16 protein-coding genes and 1 pseudogene are annotated in these 20,782 nt (G+C 73.8%); 10 read left to right on the top strand and 7 right to left on the bottom strand.

Annotated elements, in window-relative coordinates; genetic code table 11:
• Positions 1-40 precede the first annotated feature (40 nt).
• Positions 41-1,630: an ATP-binding SpoIIE family protein phosphatase gene (locus tag ACRWNP_RS33530; RefSeq protein WP_431968173.1), complete on the top strand. Its 1,590-nt coding sequence runs from the start codon at positions 41-43 to the stop codon at positions 1,628-1,630.
• Between the two features lie 35 nt (positions 1,631-1,665).
• Here the strand turns inward: ACRWNP_RS33530 and gndA are convergent, their stop codons facing one another.
• The 4 genes and pseudogenes from gndA to ACRWNP_RS33510 form a co-directional block, all read right to left on the bottom strand.
• Positions 1,666-3,105: an NADP-dependent phosphogluconate dehydrogenase gene (gene gndA / locus ACRWNP_RS33525; protein WP_431968171.1), complete on the bottom strand. Its 1,440-nt coding sequence runs from the start codon at positions 3,103-3,105 to the stop codon at positions 1,666-1,668.
• 93 nt (positions 3,106-3,198) lie between these two features.
• The gene (locus ACRWNP_RS33520) at positions 3,199-3,819 is read right to left on the bottom strand and encodes an SRPBCC family protein (protein ID WP_431968169.1); all 621 of its coding nucleotides are present in this window, start codon (positions 3,817-3,819) and stop codon (positions 3,199-3,201) included.
• Between the two features lie 166 nt (positions 3,820-3,985).
• Positions 3,986-6,103, bottom strand: a complete 2,118-nt coding sequence (locus tag ACRWNP_RS33515) for a SpoIIE family protein phosphatase (RefSeq protein ID WP_431968167.1) — start codon at positions 6,101-6,103, stop codon at positions 3,986-3,988.
• Between the two features lie 176 nt (positions 6,104-6,279).
• A pseudogene (locus ACRWNP_RS33510) lies at positions 6,280-6,774 on the bottom strand (winged helix-turn-helix domain-containing protein).
• A gap of 597 nt (positions 6,775-7,371) precedes the next feature.
• On the opposite strand from ACRWNP_RS33510, the gene ACRWNP_RS33505 reads away from it, so the two are divergent.
• Positions 7,372-9,450 carry an FUSC family protein gene (locus ACRWNP_RS33505; protein ID WP_431968165.1) on the top strand — a complete coding sequence of 693 codons (2,079 nt, stop codon included), beginning with the start codon at positions 7,372-7,374 and terminating at the stop codon, positions 9,448-9,450.
• A gap of 448 nt (positions 9,451-9,898) precedes the next feature.
• Here ACRWNP_RS33505 and ACRWNP_RS33500 read toward each other — a convergent pair whose 3' ends face one another.
• Complete coding sequence (locus ACRWNP_RS33500; RefSeq protein ID WP_431968163.1) at positions 9,899-11,122, bottom strand: acyl-CoA dehydrogenase family protein; 1,224 nt, start codon at positions 11,120-11,122, stop codon at positions 9,899-9,901.
• Positions 11,123-11,250: 128 nt separating this feature from the next.
• On the opposite strand from ACRWNP_RS33500, the gene ACRWNP_RS33495 reads away from it, so the two are divergent.
• On the top strand, positions 11,251-11,901 hold the full coding sequence (locus ACRWNP_RS33495) for a TetR family transcriptional regulator (protein WP_431968161.1): 651 nt from the start codon (positions 11,251-11,253) through the stop codon (positions 11,899-11,901).
• Between the two features lie 166 nt (positions 11,902-12,067).
• Here the strand turns inward: ACRWNP_RS33495 and def are convergent, their stop codons facing one another.
• On the bottom strand, positions 12,068-12,619 hold the full coding sequence (gene def, locus ACRWNP_RS33490; RefSeq protein ID WP_431968159.1) for a peptide deformylase: 552 nt from the start codon (positions 12,617-12,619) through the stop codon (positions 12,068-12,070).
• Between the two features lie 162 nt (positions 12,620-12,781).
• Here def and ACRWNP_RS33485 point away from each other — a divergent pair, with 162 nt between their 5' ends.
• The 6 genes from ACRWNP_RS33485 to ACRWNP_RS33460 all read left to right on the top strand — a co-directional run bounded on the left by ACRWNP_RS33485 (position 12,782) and on the right by ACRWNP_RS33460 (position 18,404).
• Positions 12,782-14,020, top strand: a complete 1,239-nt coding sequence (locus ACRWNP_RS33485) for a MurT ligase domain-containing protein (protein WP_431968157.1) — start codon at positions 12,782-12,784, stop codon at positions 14,018-14,020.
• 31 nt (positions 14,021-14,051) lie between these two features.
• Positions 14,052-14,780: a type 1 glutamine amidotransferase gene (locus ACRWNP_RS33480; RefSeq protein ID WP_431968155.1), complete on the top strand. Its 729-nt coding sequence runs from the start codon at positions 14,052-14,054 to the stop codon at positions 14,778-14,780.
• Positions 14,781-14,968: 188 nt separating this feature from the next.
• Entirely contained in the window at positions 14,969-15,994 is a 1,026-nt protein-coding gene (locus ACRWNP_RS33475; protein ID WP_431968153.1) for a 6-phosphofructokinase, read from the top strand.
• A 139-nt stretch (positions 15,995-16,133) separates the two neighbouring features.
• On the top strand, positions 16,134-17,087 hold the full coding sequence (locus ACRWNP_RS33470; protein WP_431968151.1) for a cytochrome c oxidase assembly protein: 954 nt from the start codon (positions 16,134-16,136) through the stop codon (positions 17,085-17,087).
• A 31-nt stretch (positions 17,088-17,118) separates the two neighbouring features.
• Positions 17,119-18,171 carry a hypothetical protein gene (locus ACRWNP_RS33465; RefSeq protein WP_431968149.1) on the top strand — a complete coding sequence of 351 codons (1,053 nt, stop codon included), beginning with the start codon at positions 17,119-17,121 and terminating at the stop codon, positions 18,169-18,171.
• 71 nt (positions 18,172-18,242) lie between these two features.
• Positions 18,243-18,404, top strand: coding sequence for a hypothetical protein (locus tag ACRWNP_RS33460; protein ID WP_431968147.1), 162 nt, complete (start codon positions 18,243-18,245; stop codon positions 18,402-18,404).
• Between the two features lie 96 nt (positions 18,405-18,500).
• On the opposite strand, the gene ACRWNP_RS33455 is transcribed toward ACRWNP_RS33460, so the two are convergent.
• Positions 18,501-19,205 carry a TetR/AcrR family transcriptional regulator gene (locus ACRWNP_RS33455; RefSeq protein WP_431968145.1) on the bottom strand — a complete coding sequence of 235 codons (705 nt, stop codon included), beginning with the start codon at positions 19,203-19,205 and terminating at the stop codon, positions 18,501-18,503.
• A gap of 142 nt (positions 19,206-19,347) precedes the next feature.
• Between ACRWNP_RS33455 and ACRWNP_RS33450 the strand changes: the two genes are divergently transcribed.
• A partial coding sequence (locus ACRWNP_RS33450; protein ID WP_431968143.1) for an MFS transporter occupies positions 19,348-20,782 on the top strand: 1,435 nt, incomplete at its 3' end.

Raw genomic sequence — 20,782 nt, 5'->3', positions numbered from 1 at the left:
CGTCATGCTTTGTGCCACCCTCCAGCCCCAGGACGGCCCTGTGGACCGGCCGTGGTCCTACGACGCAGCCCAGCAGCTCGTGGATTCCGCCGTGCCGACCATGGCCGACTTCGCCGCCGTCGAGGTGTCGGACGCCACCGTCTCGGAGCAGGCGGCCATCTCCGGGCTGCCCGCCACCGGGCTCGCCTTCCGCCGGGGGGCCTTCCGGGCGGCCCTGGGCGCCGCGATCCCGCGCGCCTACGAGGTCGGCGAGATCAGCAGCCTGCCGGCCAGGACGCCGTACCACGCGACGCTGATCGATCTGCGCCCCCGCCTGGTGCTGAACCTCCGCCCGCAGACGGGGTGGCTCACCCGTGACCCGGTGCGCGCCCCGTTGCTGCGGATCACCGGCACGCACTCCCTGCTCGTGGTGCCGCTGGACGTCGCCGGTGTCGTCCTCGGGGTCGCGGCCTTCTACCGGACGACGGGCTCGCCCGCGTTCTCCCGGGCCGACCTGGTGGCGGCCGGCCGCCTGGCCCGCAGGGCCGCCCGGCTGCTCGACGGTGCCCGCCGGCGCCTGGTCCGGAACGCCGCCGGGCGGATCCTGCAGGAGGCCCTGCTGGCGCCGCAGGGCCCGGAGCTCACCGCGATCGAGGACCCCCGGGGACACCTGCCGCCGTCCGCGGCCCCCGGAGCCTGGGTGGACGTCATCCCGCTGCCCAGCGCCCGGGTGGCGCTGGTGACGGGTTCGGTACGCGGGCAGGGCGTCTCCGCTGCGACCGCGATGAGCCAGCTCAAGGCCGCGGTCCGGGCGCTGGTACTGCTCGACATGAGCCCCGGCGAGGTCATCTCCCGGCTCCACCGGCCCACCGCGACCCCCGTCGGCGACGAGGCCGACACCTGCCTGATCGTCGTCTACGACCCGGTGGCCTGCCACTGCACGGTGGCGTGCGGCGGCCACCCCGCCGCGGCCCCCGCCCAGCCCCAGACGACCCAGGAGACGGTGGAGGCGGACGCGCCCCTCCCCGGCGGGCTCGCGGTCACCGAGTGCGACGTGCCGCCCGGCAGCGTGCTGCTGCTGAGCTGCGGCACGGACGAGCTCCCCGCCGGTTCGCAGGCCGCCGAACAGGTCACCGGGCTGCGTGTGCTGCCCGCCGCCGACGCGTCCGCCGCGACCCCGGCGACGGTGCTCGACGGCGTCCTGCGCACCGCCGCGCCCGGCACGGACCCGGTGCTCCTCGCCGCCCGGACCCGCGCCCTGGACACCGGTGACGTCGCCACCCGCGAGGTGCCCAACGAGCCCGCGGCGGTGGCGGACGCACGGGCCTGGACGGACCGGCTGCTGACCGAATGGAAGCTGCCGGAGCTGGCCTTCACCACCACCCTGGTCGTCAGCGAACTCGTCACCAACGCCATCCGGTACTCCACGGGGCCGATCCGGCTGCGCCTCATCCGCGACCGGATGCTGGTCTGCGAGGTGTCGGACTCCTGCAGCGCCGCCCCGCTCCCGCGCCACGCCGCGCCCAGTGACCAGGACGGGCGGGGGCTGTCCATCGTCGCCCAGCTCACCGACGCCCAGGGCACCCGCTACACGGAGACGGGCAAGACGGTGTGGGCGGAGCAGCCGATCACCCCGCCGGCCGCCGCGTAGACCCGGCCGCGGCCGGGCCCACGCGCCGGAGGGCGTCAGCCGGCGGAGTGCTCCGAGCGGTCACCACCCCACAGCGTGTGGAAGGAGCCGGGCTTGTCCACCCGCTTGTAGGTGTGGGCGCCGAAGAAGTCGCGCTGCCCCTGGATGAGGGCGGCGGGCAGCCGCTCCGCCCGCAGGGCGTCGTAGTACGCGAGGGCCGCCGAGAACCCGGGCGCGGGGACGCCGAGCTGCGCCGCCGTGGAGACGACTCGCCGCCATGCCGCCTGCGCGTTGCCGAGGGCCTCGGCGAAGTGCGCGTCCGTCAGCAGGGTGGGGCGGCCCGGCTCGGAGTCGAACGCCTCCTTGATGCGGTTGAGGAAGCGCGCCCGGATGATGCAGCCGCCGCGCCAGATCGTCGCCATCGAGCCCGCGTCGATGTCCCAGCCGAACTCCTTGCTGCCCGCCTGGATCAGGTTGAACCCCTGGGCGTAGGCGACGATCTTCGAGGAGTACAGCGCCTGCTCGACGTCGTCGGCGAAGCGGTCGCCCGCCGCGCTGTCCAGCCAGGTCTCCGCCGGTCCGGGCAGACCGTGCGAGGTGGCCCGCAGCTCCGCGCTGCCGGACAGCGAGCGCGCGAAGACCGCCTCGGCGATGCCGGAGACGGGGACGCCGAACTCCAGGGCGTTCTGCACCGTCCAGCTGCCGGTGCCCTTCTGGCCGGCCTGGTCCAGCACCACGTCGACGAACGGCTTGCCCGTGTCGGCGTCCGTGTGCGCCAGCACCTCCGCGGTGATCTCGACGAGGTACGACTCCAGGCGGCCGGAGTTCCAGGTGCGGAAGATCTCCGCGACCTCGCCCGGCCGCTTGCCCGCGGCGTGCCGCAGCAGGTCGTAGGCCTCGGCGATGAGCTGCATGTCGGAGTACTCGATGCCGTTGTGGACCATCTTGACGAAGTGTCCGGCGCCGTCCGGGCCGACGTGGGTGCAGCAGGGCACCCCGTCGACCTTGGCGGCGATGTCCTCGAGGATCGGGCCGAGGGACTCGTAGGACTCCGCCGAGCCGCCCGGCATGATCGAGGGACCGTTGAGGGCGCCCTCCTCGCCACCGGAGATCCCGGTGCCGACGAAGTGCAGACCCTGGTCGCGCAGCGCCTTCTCCCGGCGCCGGGTGTCGCGGTAGTCGGCGTTGCCGCCGTCGACGACCATGTCGCCGGGCTCCAGCAGCGGCACCAGTTCGTCGATCACGGCGTCGGTGGGGGCGCCGGCCTTGACCATGATGATGATGCGCCTGGGCCGTTCGAGTGAGTCGACGAACTCCTTGAGGGACTCCGCCGGATGGAACTCGCCCTCGCCGCCGAACTCCTCCACCAGGGAGCGCGTCCTGGCCGGGGTGCGGTTGTACAAGGCCACGGGATGGCCGTGCCGCGCGAGGTTCCGGGCCAGGTTGCGGCCCATGACCGCGAGTCCGGTGACGCCGATGCGGGCCTGCTCCGCCATCTGCGGTTCCTCTCTGTGCTGTGGTGCGGGGGGCACGTACGGCGTCCAGCCTGTCAGCGAACCGGCCCGGCGGCCGGGATTCCACCGGATCCGTCAGCTGCCCGTGCCGATCCGGCCCTGACCTGCTACACGGGCCATCGCACGGCGCAGACCCCTGGCCGGTGGCGCGGGGACGGCACCCGCCGGTGCCGGCGCCCGGGCCCGGGCCGTCCGGAGCGGTCCCGCGGCCGGCGCGGGTGGTGGCGGCAGCGGCAGCGGGGGCGGCGGCGTCATGCTGTGGTCGCCCAGTGCCTCGCGCAGCCGGCGCGCGTCCTCCGGGAGATCGCGGCGCCAGGCCCAGCCCAGGAAAGGGCCCAGCAGCAGCATGCCTCCGCCGAGCCGGCAGGTGACCTGGAGCTGTACGAACGCGCCCCGCGAGTGCGGCAGCATCCGGAACGCGAACTCGGGTGTCTGGGTGCCCAGCGGGCTCCACATCCGCCGGCCGCGGTAGGCGATCCGCCGGCAGGGCTGGTAGACCGAGCAGACCAGCCGGTGCTCCCGGTGGCGGCCCGGATAGTGGTAGCGGTAGACGGCCCGCTCGCCTGGGGGTACGGCATCCGCCGCGACGGCGGCGATACCGGAGTTCCACGACGCCAGGTTGCGGGCGTCGGCAAGGAAGTCGAAGACCTCTTCCACGGTACGGGTGACGATCACGCTCGTAGACACCGTCGGCATCGCAGACCTCCCCGGTGCCGGCGCGGCCAGCATGTGAGCAGAGTGGCTTCTTGGCTCCTCACCGACAGCCTGCGTCCAAACGGGCGGAGTGTCGTGGCGAGTGAGCCGTCCGGGTGAATCCAGGGTGCGTGACCGGCGCGAACGCAGTGTGCGCGGACCCTCGCGGTCAGTGCCGGGTGGGCTCCGTACCGCTCCTGCGGTCGCGGAATTCGCACCAGACTGCCTTGCCCGAACCGTGCGGCTCCACACCCCACGCGTCGGCCAGTCCGTCGACCAGCAGCAGACCGCGTCCGGACACCTCGCGCTCGCCGGGCCGGCGGCGCCGCGGCCAGTTCGCCGCGAGGTCGTGGACCTCGATGCGCAGCCGCCGGGTGGCGTCCGGTGTGGCGTGGGCCAGGGAGGAGCCGGGGAGCATGCGCAGGGTGAGCACGGCGCCGCCGTCGGTGTGCACCAGCGCGTTGGTGATCAGTTCGCCGGCGGCGAGTTCCGCCTCATCGACCCGGTCGCGCAGGCCCCAGCCCGCCATCGCCTCACGGACCATCGCCCGGGCCTCGGAGAGCGCCTTGGGATCGCCGGGGGCGATGTGCCGGTGCAGCCGGTGCGGCGGGTGCGGAAAGGCGTCGCTCTCGCGCCGGAGCAGCAGCAGGGCCATGTCGTCGTCGGTGGCCTCTTCCCCCATGACGCCGGTGAGGTGGTCGGCGAGGTCCGCGACCTCGCGCGGGCCCTCGCGCAGCGCCCCGGACAGCCGCCGCACGCCGACGTCCAGATCGGCGCCGGGCCGCTCGACCAGCCCGTCACTGAACATCAGGAGGGTGTCGCCGGGCCCGAGTTCGGCGGGGGTGACCGGGTAGTCGGGCCTGCCGAACTGGGCGGACAGGCCGAGTGGCAGGCCGCCTGCGGTGGGCAGCACGCGGACGGTGCCGTCGGCCTGCCGGACCAGCGGGTCGATGTGGCCGGCCCGCACCAGCAGGGCGGACCCGGTGGCCGGGTCGACCTGGGCGTACAGACAGGTGGCGAAGCGGTCGGTGTCCAGCTCGTACAGGAAGGCCGAGGCCCGCGCCATGACGCTGGCGGGCGGGTGGCCCTCGCCGGCGTAGGCGCGCAACGCGATCCGCAACTGGCCCATGACGGCCGTGGCGTGGGTGTCGTGGCCCTGGACGTCGCCGATGATGACGGCGACCCGGCCGCCGGGCATCGCCACGACGTCGTACCAGTCGCCCCCGATGTCCCTGGCCAGCCGGGCGGAGCGGTAGCGCACCGCGATCTCGGTACCCGGAACGTGCGGGATGGTGCGGGGCAGCATCGCGGTCTGCAGGCCCTGGGCGATGTCGTGCTCCTGATCGAAGAGGATGGCCCGCTGCAGGCTCTGCGCGATGCTGCCGCTGAGCGCGATCAGCAGGTGGCGCTCCTGCGGGGAGAAGCCCTGCTTGTGCCGGTACAGCAGGCCCAGGGCGCCGATGGGCTCGCCCTGGGCGATCAGGGGGAGGTACGCGGCGGCGGAAGCGCCGAGCGGCTCGATGTGCGGCCACAGCTTGGGGTAGCGCCGGGCGAACTCCTCGCCGGAGGTGATGAAGCGCGGGACGAGGGTCCGTACCACCTCGCTCATCGGGAACTCGTCCTCGATCCGGGTGTACTGCAGCGACGGCACCCAGCTGTCGGCGTTGGCGTCGCTCACCACGTGGACCCGGCCGGCCTCGACCTGGCCGAGGAAGAGGCTGGCGATGCCGAGCCGGTCCATCCTGCGGTTGCCGGTGAGCGCCGCGGTCACGTCGCGCACGGTCACCGCCCGGGCCAGCGACGCGGTGACCTCCATGACCAGGTCGCTCTCGGTCGGGCGGTCCTCGTCCGCGCGCAGGCACTCGGCGGCCTGGGCGAGTTCGTCGGTGGCGTCGCTGACGATGCCTATCACCCGGTTCGCCCGGCCGGTGCCGTCGCGGACGATGCGGCCCTGGAAGCGGATCCAGCCGCGGCGGCCGTCGCGCCGGGTGAGCCGGCTGAAGGCGCGGAAGGAGGAGTGGCCCTCGCCGAGGGCGTGGGTGATCGTCCGGGTGACGTCGGTGGCCTCGTCGGGCGCCAGGCGGGAGAAGAGCGCCTTCGGGTCGCCGTCGAAGTCCTGCGGGTGCAGGTCGACGGTGCGCAGGGCGTGCTCGTCGAGGTGCATGCGGTCGCGGTCGAGGTCCCAGTCGAAGCCGCCGACGTCGTTGAGCGACATGTGGGCGGCGGCGGAAGCCGGCCAGGCGACCGTCGCGGGCGCAGGCGGCGCCCACTCCGCAGACTCAGCCATCACGCCCTCCGGACCTGCTCCCCGCTGCGCCGAGCCGCACCGGAACGGGAACAGCGTACCCATAGTCCGGTGGGGGGACATGCTCCTGACGGGACCCGTGGGAGAGCCGGGTTTCCGCCGGTTCCGCGGTCGCTCCCGGCGGCCGCCCGGCCCCCTCCTGAGTCCGGCCGTACCGCTCAGCGGGCCGCCGGCGGCGCGTACTTGTGGCCGACCCGGCGCACGGTGACGATGCCGGCCCGGCGTTCGGGGCCGAGCTTGCGCCGCAGCCGGGCGATGTGGACGTCGGCGGCACGCCCGCCGCCGACGTGCCCGTACCCCGGACCGTGCTGACGGAACTGGCCGCGGGCGTGCACGCGGTGCGGGTGCGCCACCAAGTGGGCGAGCAGCTCGAACTCCGGGTAGGTCAGGTCGGAGGCGCGGCCCCGCACCCGGGCGATCGGCGTCGATGGTGACCGGCAGCTCGGCGGTTGCCGGGGACGCGGGCGGCGCCTGCCCCTCGACGGGCACGAGGACGAGGTGGCCGGCCATCGGCGGCCCGCCCACACCGGTGGGCATCAGGTGGCCGGGGGCGGGCAGCCAGGTCGCGCCGGCGGCAGGAAGTCCGGTACCGGCGGGACGTCACCGGTGCGGACGGCGTGCAGGTGCTGACGGCCCGCGGCGGGCAGGGGCATCGACTGGGTGCTGGTGCTGGAGGACCCGCAGGTCCCGGCTCTCGCGCGAAGGGTCGTCGGACGACGTATTGCGCGGGACCGCCGGGAGGCCCGCAGCGGGCGGCGACCGGGGGACGGCGTCAGCTGCGGGCCGGGGTCCGCGCGGGGACCGCGCGGCAGCGCTCCCGGTCGAACCGGTACTCCTGCCTGGACGGCCAGAACGGCTCGAGGTCGCTGCGACCTGTCGCGGTGTCAGTGAGACCGGCCATGGCACCGGCTGGACCGGACGTGCCGCCCACCGGGACAGGGATCGCCCGGAGCAGAGCCGTGACCAGGCCCTACAGCGGTTGCGGCTCGGGCTGGGGTTCGGGGCCGGGCTCCGGCTGCGGGGGTGGTACGGGCACGGGGTCGGGGGTCGGACCGGGCACGGGATGCGGGGCGGGCGGAACAGGGTCCGGCGGGAAGGGCGGCACCGGGCTCGGGGCGGGCGGCACAGGCGGTACCGTGGCGCGGCGTGCTGGGGCGGTCATGACGTTCTGCCTCCTCGGACTCGCCGGAACGGATCTTGCGCTGCGCTTACCCGGCCCTCCCCGTCCTACCCGTCCTATCCTCGGCCTCATGACCTGGTTGCGCGCCCTGCGCCGCAGTGCCCGCGAGGGGCTGCGGATCGAACGCGCCGGGCTGGAACCGCTCGTCGCGCTGCGCGCCGCCGCGGGCGTCGCCGTCGTCATCGGCCTCTCGCTGTGGCTGGCCGGCCCCGCGGTCGCCGCCTCCTCGGCCTTCGGCGCCTTCGCCTCCGGCATGGCCACCTTCCAGCGCAGTTGGCGGCCCCGGCCGGTGCTGGCGCTGGTCGCCGGCGCCGGTCTCGCCGTCAGCACCTTCCTGGGCTACCTGGCGGGGGCGCGCTGGTCGGTGTTCGTGACGCTGCTGGCGGTCTGGGCGTTCCTTGCGGGCATGGCCTGGGCGCTGGGGCCCACCGCGGGCATCGTCGCCTCCCTCACCATCGCGGTCATGCTGGTCGTGATCACCCTGCCGACGTCCGTGCTGAGCGCCTTCGGCCACGCCCTGGTCATCGCGGCGGGCGGGGTCGTGCAGGCGGCGCTGATCCTGCTGTTCCCGGTACGCCGCTGGGGCCGGCAGCGCGACGCGCTGGCCGACGCCTTCGCGGCGGAGGCGGACTACGCGCGCCGGCTGCGGCACGACCCGGTGGCGCCGTTCGACCCCCAGCCGCTGATGACCGCGCGCAGCGCCGCCGTCATCACCGACCGGCAGGCGCGGCGGCGCCCGGCGGCGCTGCGCGGCAAACGGGTGCTGGCCGAGCGCATCCGCCCCGTCCTGGCCTCGCTGGCCGATCCCGCGGTAGGCGCCGCCGCCGAGGGGCCGGAGCGCGACCGGGCCCGCGAGCTGCTGGCCGCGGCGGCCTCCGTGCTGGACGCGGTGGCGCACGCGGTGCGGGAGGCCCAGCCGGTGCGCGTACCGCCGGAGGCGGACTCCGTGGTGCTCGTCGACCCCGCCCCGGAGGAGCAGCTGACCGGGCCCGCCCGGCGCACCGCGCTGCGGCTCGTCGCGCTGCTCAGCGAGGCGGTCTCCTCCGCAACCGGCCGCGGCGGCTCGGTGAGCACCGACACCGCCCACCTGCGCCGCCCCAGCGTGGCAGAACTCCTGCCGCTCACCGTGCGCACCGTGCGGCGCGAGGCCCGGTTCGACTCCCCCGTCTTCCGGCACGCCGTCCGGCTGGCCGCCGTCACCCCCGCGGGCTACGCCCTCGGCGCGGCCCTGCCGCTCGGTCACGGCTACTGGGCGCCGCTGACCTCGGTGCTGGTGATGCGGCCCGACTTCTCCCAGACGTACGGCCGCAGCGTGGCCCGCTTCATCGGCACCCTCGCGGGCGTCACCGTGGCGACCGCCGTGATGAAGTCCCTCGCCCCGGGGCCGTACCCCTGCGCCGTGCTGGCGGTGGTGTCCGTCGCCCTGATGTACGGGCTGATGCGCACCGGTTATCTGGTCTCCCAGGTGGCCGCGTCGGCGTACGTGGTCTTCCTGCTCGGCATGGCCGGCGCCAGCTGGACGCAGACGGTGCCCGACCGTGTGCTCCTCACGCTGCTCGGCGGGGTGCTGGCGATGGCCGCGTACGCGCTCTTCCCGGCCTGGGAGACCCCGCGGCTGCGGAACCGGCTGGCCGACCGTGTCAAGGCCACCGGGCGGTACGCCGCCGCCGCGGTGGAGGCCCACGCCGCCCCCGCCCGGGGCAGCCGCGAGGCGGTGCGCGCGGCGCTGCTCGACGCCCGGGCGGCCGCGCTCGCCTGGGACCAGGCGGTCGCCCGCGCCGACGCCGAGCCCGTCCGGGGGCGCGGCCTGTCCCGCCGCGCCGCCGACGGCGCCGATGCGGCACTGTCGGCCATGGGCCGCGTCCCCATGCTGATGGAAGCCCACCTCCCGGCGCCCGACGCCGCCCCGGTCCCGGACGCCGCGCCCTTCGCCCGGCACCTGCGCACGGCCACGGCGGACGCCGCGACCGCGGTCCGCGATCGGCGCCCCCCGGACTTCGCCTCCGTCCGCGCCACGCTCGACGCGTGGCCTCCCTCGGACGCCGACCGCATCGTCCGCCGCAGCGCGGAACTGCTCGTGGAGACCCTTGATGACCTCGAGGCCGCCCTCCGCCCCCGGCCTCGCACCCGCCCCTCCCGCCGCCGCTGACGCCTCCGGCGGGCGGCGTCACGGGGCTGCCGTGCGGGCGGGGCGCGGCGGCTCCTTTCGGCGCCGCGGGCCGTTTGCGTGGGGGCGTACGACCCCGACGGCGTCGACCGCACGGGCCACGGCCGAGGTGGTGCCGTCCCCCGCACCCGCTGATGCTCTCGGCATGGGGCCGGCCGGCGCGCCGCGACGGGGGCGCGCCTGACCGGGCCGAAGGGCTTCGCCCTCCGGCGCCGCCGCGGCCACCACCGCGCGGGCGACGCGCGGACCGGTGAGCATCCGGTCCACGTCCCGCTCGCCGGTCGGCAGCCTCGTACCGATCGCCGGCGGTATGGACGGATCGGCCGGCACCAGCCGCACCGCACTGCGGCTGTACGGCGTCAGCAGGCCGGACGTGCCGCACGGGCGGCGACCCCGCGGCCGCCGCCCGGGGCGGGTGTGCGCCGGGCGGTCAGCGGATCGGCATGCCCGACAGGGTGCGGGCGATGACCAGGCGCTGGATCTCGCTCGTGCCCTCGAAGATGGTGTAGATGGCCGCGTCGCGGTGCATGCGCTCCACGGGGTACTCGCGGGTGAAGCCGTTGCCGCCGAGGATCTGGACGGCCTGGGCGGTGACCTTCTTCGCCGTCTCGCTGGCGTAGAGCTTGGACATCGAGCCCTCGGCCGAGGTGAACGGCTTGCCCGAGATCGCCATCCAGGAGGCGCGCCAGACCAGCAGCCGCGCCGCGTCGATCTGCGTGCGCATGTCGGCCAGCTGGAAGGCGACGCCCTGGTTGTCGATGATGGGGCGGCCGAACTGGGTGCGGGTCATGGCGTAGTCGAGGGCGACCTCGTACGCGGCGCGGGCCGTGCCCACCGCCATCGCGCCCACGGCCGGGCGGGAGGCCTCGAACGTGGCCATGGCGGCGTTCTTCACCCGCTCGCCGCCCCTGGCCCGCTCGCGGGCCCGGGCGAGGCGCTCGTCGAGCTTCTCCTTGCCGCCGAGCAGGCAGCTGCCCGGGACCCGGACGGCGTCGAGAACGACCTCGGCGGTGTGCGAGGCGCGGATGCCGTGCTTCTTGAACTTCTGTCCCTGGGAGAGGCCGGGGGTGTTCGGCGGCACGATGAAGGAGGCGTGGCCCTTCGAGCCGAGCTCGGGGTCGACGACGGCGACGACGACGTGGACGCCTGCGATGCCGCCGTTGGTCGCCCAGGTCTTGGTGCCGCTCAGCACCCACTCGTCCTTGGCCTCGTCGTACACGGCGGTGGTGCGCATCGAGCCGACGTCGGAGCCGGCGTCGGGCTCGGAGGAGCAGAAGGCGGCCACCTTGACGTCGTTGACGTCGCCGTACATCTGGGGGATCCAGGTGCCGATCTGCTCCTCGGTTCCGTTGGCCAGGACGCCGACGGCAGCCAGGCCGGTGCCGACGATCGACAGGCCGATTCCCGCGTCGCCCCAGAAGAGCTCCTCCATGGCGATCGGGATGCCGAGGCCGGTCGGGTCGAAGTACTGCTGGGCGTAGAAGTCGAGCGAGTAGAGTCCGATCTTCGCGGCCTCCTGGATCACCGGCCAGGGGGTCTCCTCGCGCTCGTCCCACTCCGCCGCCGCCGGGCGCATGACGTCGGCCGCGAAGCCGTGGATCCAGTCGCGCACCGCTTTCTGGTCGTCGTTGAGCTCGAGCGAGAAGTCGCCCATCGTCCCCTCCACGTGCTTGTTACTTGCGGTAACCCCCAGTGTGTTACCGGCCGGTAAGGGATGTCAACCGGACGAGGGGTGTTACGTTGCGCAGGCGCGAGGAAATTCGAACGGGCGGGGAGGCTCGGGTGGACACCAGCCAGCGGCAGGAGCGGCGAACGGCATCCGCGGCGGAGGAGCGGCGCAGGGAGCTCCTCGAGGCCGCGGACCGCGTCGTGCTGCGGGACGGCCCCGAGGCGTCCATGAACGCCATCGCCGCCGAGGCGGGCATCACCAAGCCCATTCTGTACCGTCACTTCGGCGACAAGAGCGGGCTTTACCGAGCCCTGGCCAAACGGCACACCGACGCCCTGCTCGCCAACCTGCGCGCCGCCCTCGACGCGCCCAACGAGCGCCGCGACCGCGTGGAGGCCACCCTCGACGCCTATCTCGTGGCCATCGAGGCCCGGCCGCAGGTCTACCGCTTCCTGATGCACCCCGCCGAGAGCCCCGCGGACTCCGACCGCGGTTTCGACATCGGCCGCCACTCCGCCCCCGTGCTGCGCCGCATGGGCGAGGAACTGGCCGACGTCATCGCCGAGCGGCTCGACCTCGGCCCGGAGGGCCAGGTCGCGGCCCGGGTGTGGGGGCACGGCATCGTCGGCATGATGCACGCGGCCGGGGACTGGTGGCTGGGCGAGCGGCCCGTCGCCCGCGACGTCCTCGTCCGCCACCTCGCCGACCTGCTCTGGGGCCGTCTCGCCGCGGTGGGAGACCGCCCGGGCGCCCCCCGCCTCTAGCCAGGCCGTGTCGTCGGATGAGCTCCCCCGGCCACCGCTGGGAGGGGCCCAGGCGCGGTGCGTCGCAAGGCGGGGAGTCGTCCTCGTAGAGGGCTGCTCGGAGGATTCGGCAACGCAGCGTGCCACCCCCGGCCGAAGGCTGGGATAGGGCATCCGAGAACACGGCCTAAGGCCTGTCGCCGGGCGCCCAGGGGGCCCGGCGCACCGCGCGCAGCGCGCGGCGGCGGCGCAGACCCGTCAGCCGGTCCACGAACAGGCCGCCACCGAGGTGGTCGCACTCGTGCTGGAGGCAGCGCGCGAAGAAGCCGGTGCCCTCCACGCGCACCGGCGCGCCGTCCACGTCGACGCCCTCGACCACCGTCTCGTCGTGCCGGGCGGTGCCCGCGTGCACGCCCGGCAGCGACAGACAGCCCTCGTCACCGGTCACCACGACCCCGTCGTTGTGCACGACGCGGGGATTGACCACGTATCCGAGGTGCCGGACGTCCTCGTCGTCCGGGCAGTCGAAGACGAACACCCGCAAGGGCACCCCGACCTGGTTGGCGGCCAGGCCCACCCCGTCGTGCGCGTACATCGTTGCGAACAAGTCCTCGACGAGGCAGGCGAGTTCGGCATCGAAGACGGTCACGTCACGGCAGGGTTCCCGGAGCCCGGGATCACCCAGCAACCGCATCGGGCGGACGGTTCCGGAGCTGCCGGGGATGGGGGCGTGTCGCATGCCGGTCAGCGTACGGGGGCGGCTCGTTTCAGCGCCGGTGGGGGAAGTGGATAGGCTGATCGGCGACCGATGCCTTCCGGCCGGTGCAACGGCCCGGTGCGAGCACCACGGCCGACCGCCGGGGAGGTGAGCGGGGCCGGACGCGAGGAGGATGTGGAGACGATGGCAGGCAACGCAGAGCCACTGTCGCCGCGGGCGAAGCTGGCCGTGACGGCGGGCAAGGCCGCGGCGGCGGTGTCGCGAGCGGCGGGGCGCGGCAGTGGATCGGTGATCGGCGGCCGGGTGGCGCTGAAACTCGACCCTGATCTGCTGGCCCGGCTGGCGACCCATCTCGACGTCGTGCTCGTTTCGGCCACCAACGGCAAGACCACCACGACGCGGCTGCTCGCCGAGGCGCTGCGCGCCAACGGCGAGGTCGTCTCCAACGCCCTGGGCGCCAACATGCCGGCCGGCATCACCTCGGCGCTCGCCGGCGGCTCCGAGGCGCGCTACGGCGTGATCGAGGTCGACGAGAAGTACCTGGCCGGCGTGGCCCGTGACGTCAAGCCCAAGGCCATCGCCCTGCTCAACCTCTCCCGCGACCAACTGGACCGCGCCGCCGAGACCCGCATGCTCGCCGAGAAGTGGCGCGAGGGCCTGGCGGGCTCGGACGCCATCATCATCGCCAACGCCGACGACCCGCTGATCACTTGGGCTGCCTCGTCCTGCCCGACCGTCGTCTGGGTCGCGGCGGGCCAGGAGTGGAAGGACGACGCCTGGTCCTGCCCCTCGTGCGGCGGTGTCCTGCAGCGGCCGGCCGAGGACTGGTTCTGCGGCGAGTGCGGTTTCCGCCGCCCGACGCCCACTTGGGCACTGTCCGGGGACCACGTGATCGACCCGTACGGCTCCGCCTGGCCGATCCAGCTCCAGCTGCCCGGCCGTGCGAACAAGTCCAACGCCGCCGTGTCGGCCGCCGCGGCGGCCGCCTTCGGGGTCGACCCCAAGGTCGCCCTGGAGCGGATGTACAACGTGCAGGCCGTCGCCGGCCGCTACGACGTGGTCCATTTCCAGGACCGCGACGTCCGGCTGCTGCTGGCGAAGAACCCCGCCGGCTGGCTGGAGACCTTCTCGCTGATCGACGGCCCGCCCACCCCGGTGATCCTGTCCGTCAACGCCCGGTCCGCGGACGGCACGGACACCTCCTGGCTCTGGGACGTGGACTACACCCGCCTGGCGGGGCACCCGATCCGCGTCATCGGCGACCGCAAGCTGGACCTCGCGGTCCGCCTGGAGGTCGCGGGCCTGGACTTCCAGGTGTGCCGGGACTTCGACGAGGCCGTGCGCACCTCGCCGGCCGGCCGGATCGAGGCCATCGCCAACTACACCGCCTTCCAGGACCTCCGCCGCCGCGTCGGCAACTGACCGAAGACCCGTTTCGACAGGAGAACACGCTGTGAGCGACTCCAGCCTGCGTCTGGTGTGGGTCTATCCCGACCTGCTGAGCACCTACGGTGACCAGGGCAACGTCCTGGTCACCGAGCGCCGGGCCCGCCAGCGGCGGGTGCCGGTCACCCGGATCGACGTACGGTCCGACCAGCCGATCCCGACCTCGGGCGACATCTACCTCATCGGCGGCGGCGAGGACCGTCCGCAGCGGCTGGCCGCCGAGCGGCTGCGCCGCGACGGCGGGCTGAACCGCGCGGTGGACAACGGTGCGATCGTCTTCTCGGTGTGCGCCGGGTACCAGATCATCGGCCACGAGTTCGTCAACGACCTCGGCCGCCCCGAGCCCGGCCTGGGCCTGCTGGACGTCGTGAGCGTCCGCGGCGAGGGCGCGCGCTGCGTCGGCGACGTGCTGGCCGACATCGACCCCGAGCTCGGCCTGCCCCCGCTGACCGGCTTCGAGAACCACCAGGGCGTCACGCACGTCGGCAAGCGGGCCCGCCCGCTGGCCCGCACCCGGTTCGGCAACGGCAACGGCACCGGCGACGGGACCGAGGGCGCGTACAACGAGACCGTCTTCGGCACCTACATGCACGGCCCCGTCATGGCCCGCAACCCGCAGATCGCGGACATGCTGATCAAACTGGCGATGGACGTCAGGGCGCTGCCGCCGGTCGACGACCAGTGGTACGAGGCGCTGCGCGCGGAGCGCATCGCGGCGGCGACGCAGCCCGCCTGAGGCCCGCACCGTCGCGGGCCGGACCGGGGGACGACGGGGCCGGGGCCGGGTGGTGTCCGCACTGCGGGCGGCGTTTCCGCCGCCCGCGCCCGGCTCGATAACGTAGGCACCAGCGGTGCGCGTCGCCGCGGGTCCATCCGGACGACGAGGTCCGGCGCCCGGATCGATCATTCAGGAGTAACGAGCAAATGCGTATTGGTGTGCTGACGAGCGGCGGCGACTGCCCCGGGCTCAACGCCGTCATCCGGTCGGTCGTGCACCGCGCGGTCGTCGACCACGGGGACGAGGTCATAGGCTTCCACGACGGGTGGAAGGGCCTCCTGGAGTGCGACTACCGCAAGCTCGACCTCGACGCGGTCGGCGGCATCCTCGCCCGCGGCGGCACCATCCTCGGCTCCTCCCGGGTGCGCCCCGAGCACCTGCGGGGCGGGGTGGAGCGGGCCAAGGGCCACGTCGCCGACCTGGGTCTGGACGCGATCATCCCGATCGGCGGTGAGGGCACCCTCAAGGCCGCCCGGCTGCTGTCCGACAACGGCCTGCCGATCGTGGGCGTGCCCAAGACCATCGACAACGACATCGCCTCCACCGACGTCACCTTCGGCTTCGACACCGCCGTGACGGTGGCCACCGAGGCGCTGGACCGTCTGAAGACCACCGCCGAGTCGCACCAGCGCGTGCTCATCGTCGAGGTCATGGGCCGCCACACCGGCTGGATCGCGCTGCACTCCGGCATGGCGGCCGGCGCGCACGCCATCGTCGTGCCGGAGCGCCCCTTCGACATCGGGGACCTGACCGAGCGGGTCCGCGAGCGCTTCTCCGCGGGCAAGAAGTTCGCGATCGTCGTGGTCTCCGAGGGCGCGAAGCCGCGCGAGGGCACGATGGAGTTCGAGTCGGGCGTCAAGGACGTCTACGGCCATGAGCGCTTCACCGGCATCGCCACCCGGCTCTCGATCGAGCTGGAGGAGCGGCTGGGGAAGGAGGCCCGCCCGGTCATCCTCGGCCATGTGCAGCGCGGCGGCACCCCCACCGCCTACGACCGGGTGCTGGCCACGCGCTTCGGCTGGCACGCGGTCGAGGCCGCGCACAACGGCGACTTCGGCATGATGACGGCGCTGCGCGGCACCGACATCACGCTGGTGCCCCTGGCCCACGCCGTGGAGCACCTCAAGACGGTCCCGGCCGAGCGCTACGTCGAGGCCGAGTGCGTGCTGTGACGCACTGATCACCTTCTCGAACCGCCCCCGGTCGCGAGCGCGCCCGGGGGCGGTTCTAGTCTGGTGCGGGCGCACCCGCCCCAACCGGCACATTGCCGACGGCGCGGTGCGTGCGGCAGACGCGACAGGAGAGTGACGGATGGACCACGGCGGACACGGGATGACGACGGAGCTCCCGCCGTTCACCCTTGGACGGGGGCTCGAGTTCAGCGGGGATCCGGTCTTCCTGGCCGGCTGCCTGCTCGCGCTCGTGCTCTACGGCTGGGGGGTCGTACGACTGCGGCGGCGCGGCGACCGATGGCAGGCCGGGCGGAGCGTCGCCTTCATCGCCGGTGTGCTCTCCATCGCATCGGTGATGTGCACGGCGCTGAACGACTACGGCATGGTCATGTTCAGCGTCCACATGGTGCAGCACATGGTCGTCAGCATGGTCTCCCCCATTCTCCTGCTGCTGGGCGCGCCGGTGACCCTGACCCTGCGGGCGCTGCCGGCGGCGGGGCGCGGCCGCAAGGGCCCGCGGGAGCTGGTGGTGGCGCTGCTGCACAGCCGCTACATGCGGGTGATCACGCATCCGGCGTTCACCATCCCGCTGTTCATCGCCAGCCTGTACGGGCTCTACTTCACCCCGCTGTTCGACACTCTGATGGGCAGCCGGGCCGGGCACGTCGCGATGATGGTCCATTTCCTCGCCGTGGGCCTGGTGTTCTTCTGGCCGATCATGGGTGTGGACCCGGGACCGAACCGGCCGGGCTACGTCCTGCGCATCCTGGAGCTGTTCGCCGGGATGCCGTTCCACGCCTTCTTCGGCATCGCCCTGATGATGGCGAGCGAGCCGATGATCGGCGCGTTCAAGCACCCGCCCACCTCGCTGGGGATCGACGCGCTCGGCGACCAGACCGCGGCCGGCGGCATCGCCTGGGCGTTCAGCGAGATCCCCTCGGTGATCGTGCTGGTGGCGTTGCTCATCCAGTGGTACACCTCGGAGCAGCGCCAGGCGCGCCGCGCGGACCGCGCGGCGGACCGTGACGGCGACGCGGAACTGGCCGCCTACAACACGTACTTGGCATCCTTGGAGGCACGGGGTCGCGGCTGACGGGGCCGCCCGCCGTGAAGGGAGGCCCGCGATGGGCGACCAGGTACGGATATCGGGCGATGCGCTGCAGTTGCCGGGCGGCGTGACGGTGCGCTTCATACGCACGCTGCGGCTGCCGGAGACGGGGACGCATCCGCTCCCACCCGGGATCGGCACCTTCCCGCTGCGCCGGGTCGCCGACTTCCCGGACACCGCCCCCGAGCAGTGGCTCGCCCGGGGCGGCGTCATGCTGCCGGTCTACCAGCGCGAGGCCATGTGGCTCAGCTTCTCGGCCTCGGCGCCGGCCGTGCTCCAGGTGGGCGTCGGCAAGGTGTGCGCGGTGTCGGGGCGGCCGTGGAGCGACCGGCTGTCGCAGGACCCGCAGAACTACGTGGTGCTGCCGCGTCAGCCGTGGCTGGACGGCATCAACTCGGGTTCCGGGACGATCCGGCAGTTCGTGGCCGTACCGCTCGGCATGGGTGCGACCGTCGAGGGCCAGGTCACCGGCGAGGAGGTCTGGGGCGGGGTGCAGTTGCAGGTGTTCGAACTCGGCGAGGAGCAGCTGGCCGCGTGGCGGGCCGAGCAGCGGCGCCGGGAGAGCACCCGTCGCGCGGCCTTCGGCGGCTACGGCGGCGCTCCGGGCGCGATGCCGATGGCCGCTCCCGCGGCCGCCCCGCCGCCGGCCCCCGGGGGCGCCGCCCGCCCGGCGAGGAGCGCGGGGAGGTCCCCGGTCTCCATGGGGCTGGGCGCGGGCGGCCGGATGCGGCAGGAGGTCTACCGCGACGACCGCAAGCCCTCCGACTGGCGCGAGAAGCCCTCGGGCCGGGTCTTCGTCCACCTCACGACGGTGCCGGAATGGCGCCGCATCACCGGCGAGCCGGCCCCTGCCTCCCCGGTCAACCGCGCCGCGTACACCGCTGCCGGACTGCCCTGGTTCGACTACTACGACGCCGACGCCGAGGATCTGGCGGCGCCCGACGCGCTCACCCAGGTGAAGCCGGTCGGCGACTGGCTCGGCGAGGACGAGTCGCCGTGGGTGGCACCGCACCCGGGACAGGTGAAGCAGCTGGGGGACGAGGGTCAGGTCACCGACGGCGACTGGTAGCGCACGGTGGGCGGCGGCGGGACCATGGAGTCCGGGCCGCCGCCCCGCGGCCCCTGGGGAGGAGGCCGCGGATGCCCACACCTGCGAAGGCGATGATCACGTGCACGGTGGCGTCTTTGGTCGCCGTGACCGCGTACACGGTGGCGCTCGGCCCCAACGGCTGGCTGTGGTTCGCCTGGGTCGTCCTCATGCTGGCCACGATCGGGGTGTTCGCGATCCGCACACCCCGCTGAGGGCCGGCCTACGGCTTCCCCTGCCCGCGGGCGGGGCACAGGTCCGCGGACGGGCTGCCGCCGTGCCGGAGCCGCACGATCACGACGCTCCCGGCCTCAGGCGGGGGCGTGGCGGGCGAGGCCGGAGACGAGGAGGTCGAGGCCGAACTCGAAGCGCTCGTCGCCCTCGTCGCGCATCAGGGCGTCGACCATGCCCGTGATGTGGGGGAAGCGCTCGGGGGGCAGTGAGCCGAAGTACTCGCGGATACGGGCGATCTGCTCGTCGAGGGTGACGCCCGCCTCGCCGAAGCCCTGGCTGCGCAGGCTCTCCTCGACCGCGGTGGCGGTGACGTAGAGCGCGAGGGCGTCCACGCCGTAGGCGCAGACCTGGTCGGACAGGCCGCCGGCCTTGAGGACCGCGAGCATCGCCTCGGCGTTGAGGAGCGCGTTGGGGCCGAAGGGGATGCCCTGGCCGATGGCGGCGCGCGCCAGGTCGCGGTGGGTGACGAGTACGCGGCGGCCCTGCCGGGCCATCTCCTTGATCTGCTCCTGCCACCGCTGAGGGTCGGGCTCGGGGCGGGTCACGTCTGCCTGGATGCGGTCGAGGAGCAGTTCGAGCAGCTCCTCCTTGCCCGCGACGTGCGCGTAGAGGGATGCCGCGCCGGTGTCCAGTTCCTGGGCGACCCGGCGCATGCTCAGCGCGTCGAGCCCCTCGGCGTCGACGACGTGCAGGGCCGCGGTGACGATCGCCTCGCGGCTGAGGCTGCGGCGGGGAGCCTTCTTGCGCTCGGCGCGCCAGGGCGGGACGGGGACCGATGTCACGTGCTGCGTACCTCCGGGAGCGGAACACGGACAGCGTACTTGACACGAACGCCGTTCGCCTTTTAGAACACTGTTCGCCAAAAACGAACGTCGTTCGTTCGCGGCCCCGCCCCGCTGCGGCCCGACCCCATGGAGGCCTCCCATGAGCACTCAAGTCCTCTCCCCGCCGACTTCCCCGGCCACCGGCCATCCCCTGCGCAAGCTGGGGCTGGCCGTGATCCTCGCCGTCGAGATCACGGATCTGCTCGACGCCACGATCGTCGGCGTCGCCTCGCCCTCGATCCGCGCGGACTTCGGCGGCAGCTCCACGCAGATCCAGTGGATCAGCGCCGCCTACACGCTGGCCTTCTCCGTGCTGATGATCACCGGGGCCCGGCTCGGTGACATCGTCGGCCGCCGCAGGATGTTCCTCGTCGGGCTCGCCGGGTTCACGGTGTGCTCCGCGCTGTGCGCGGCCGCGGGCTCCGCGGGGATGCTGATCGGCGGCCGGGCGGCGCAGGGGCTGTTCGCCGCGATGATGGTGCCGCAGGGTCTCGGCATCCTGCGGCAGATGTTCCCGCCGAAGGAGCAGGGCGCGGCCTTCGGAGCCTTCGGGCCGGTCATGGGGCTCGCCGCGGTCGCCGGACCGGTGCTCGGCGGCTTCCTCACCGACGCGGACCTGTTCGGCTCCGGCTGGCGTTCGGTGTTCCTGATCAACGTCCCGATCGGCGTCGTCGCCTTCGCCGTCGCGCTGCGCATCCTGCCCGAGGGCCGGTCGCCGCACGCGCCGCGGCTGGACCTGCCGGGGTCGGCGCTGGTCAGCCTCGGGGTGCTCATGCTCGTCCACCCACTGGTCCAGGGCCGTGACCTGGGCTGGCCGCTGTGGACGTACCTGTCGATGGCGGGCGCGGTCCCGGTGCTCGGTCTGTTCGCCTGGTACCAGCGGCGGCTGGTGGCGCGGGGCGGTTCCCCGCTCGTCGAGCCCGGGCTCTTCCGCCACCGCGGCTTCTCCGCCGCGCTCGTGGTGGGCGTCGCCTTCTTCGCCGCGGTCAGCGGGTTGATGCTGGTGCTCACCCTGCACCTGCAGGTAGGGCTCGGCTACAGCGCCCTGCACGCCGGGGAGTCGATGATCCCGTGGTCCGCCGGCACGGTCGCCGGCGCGATCCTCTCCGGTGCCGTTCTCGGCCCGAAGTACGGCCGGCGCACCATCCAGGCCGGATTCGCGCTGTCGGCGGCGGCCGTCGCCGCCCTGGCGCTCACCGTGCACCTTGCGGGCCACGGGGCCACCACCTGGCAACTGCTGCCCGCGCTCCTGCTGAACGGCTTCGCGATGGGGCTGGTGATGGCACCGTTCTTCGACATCGCCCTCGCCGACGTCGAGGAGCGCGAGACCGGCTCGGCCTCCGGCGTCCTCAACGCCGTGCAGCAGCTGGGCGGTTCGGTCGGGGTCGCGGTGCTCGGCACGGCGTACTTCTCGTACGCGGCCGACGGGGGCACCGTGCCCGCGACCCAGTGGACAGCGCTCATGGCCGCGGCCGCGTTCCTCGCGGCGCTGGCGGCCGCCTTCCTGATGCCCTGTCGTGCCCCCAAGGGAGCGA

Source organism: Actinacidiphila sp. bgisy160 (assembly GCF_965342435.1).
Lineage (GTDB): Bacteria > Actinomycetota > Actinomycetes > Streptomycetales > Streptomycetaceae > Actinacidiphila.
Note: the sequence above shows the minus strand (reverse complement) of the source record. Positions and strands in the feature narration are given on the sequence as shown.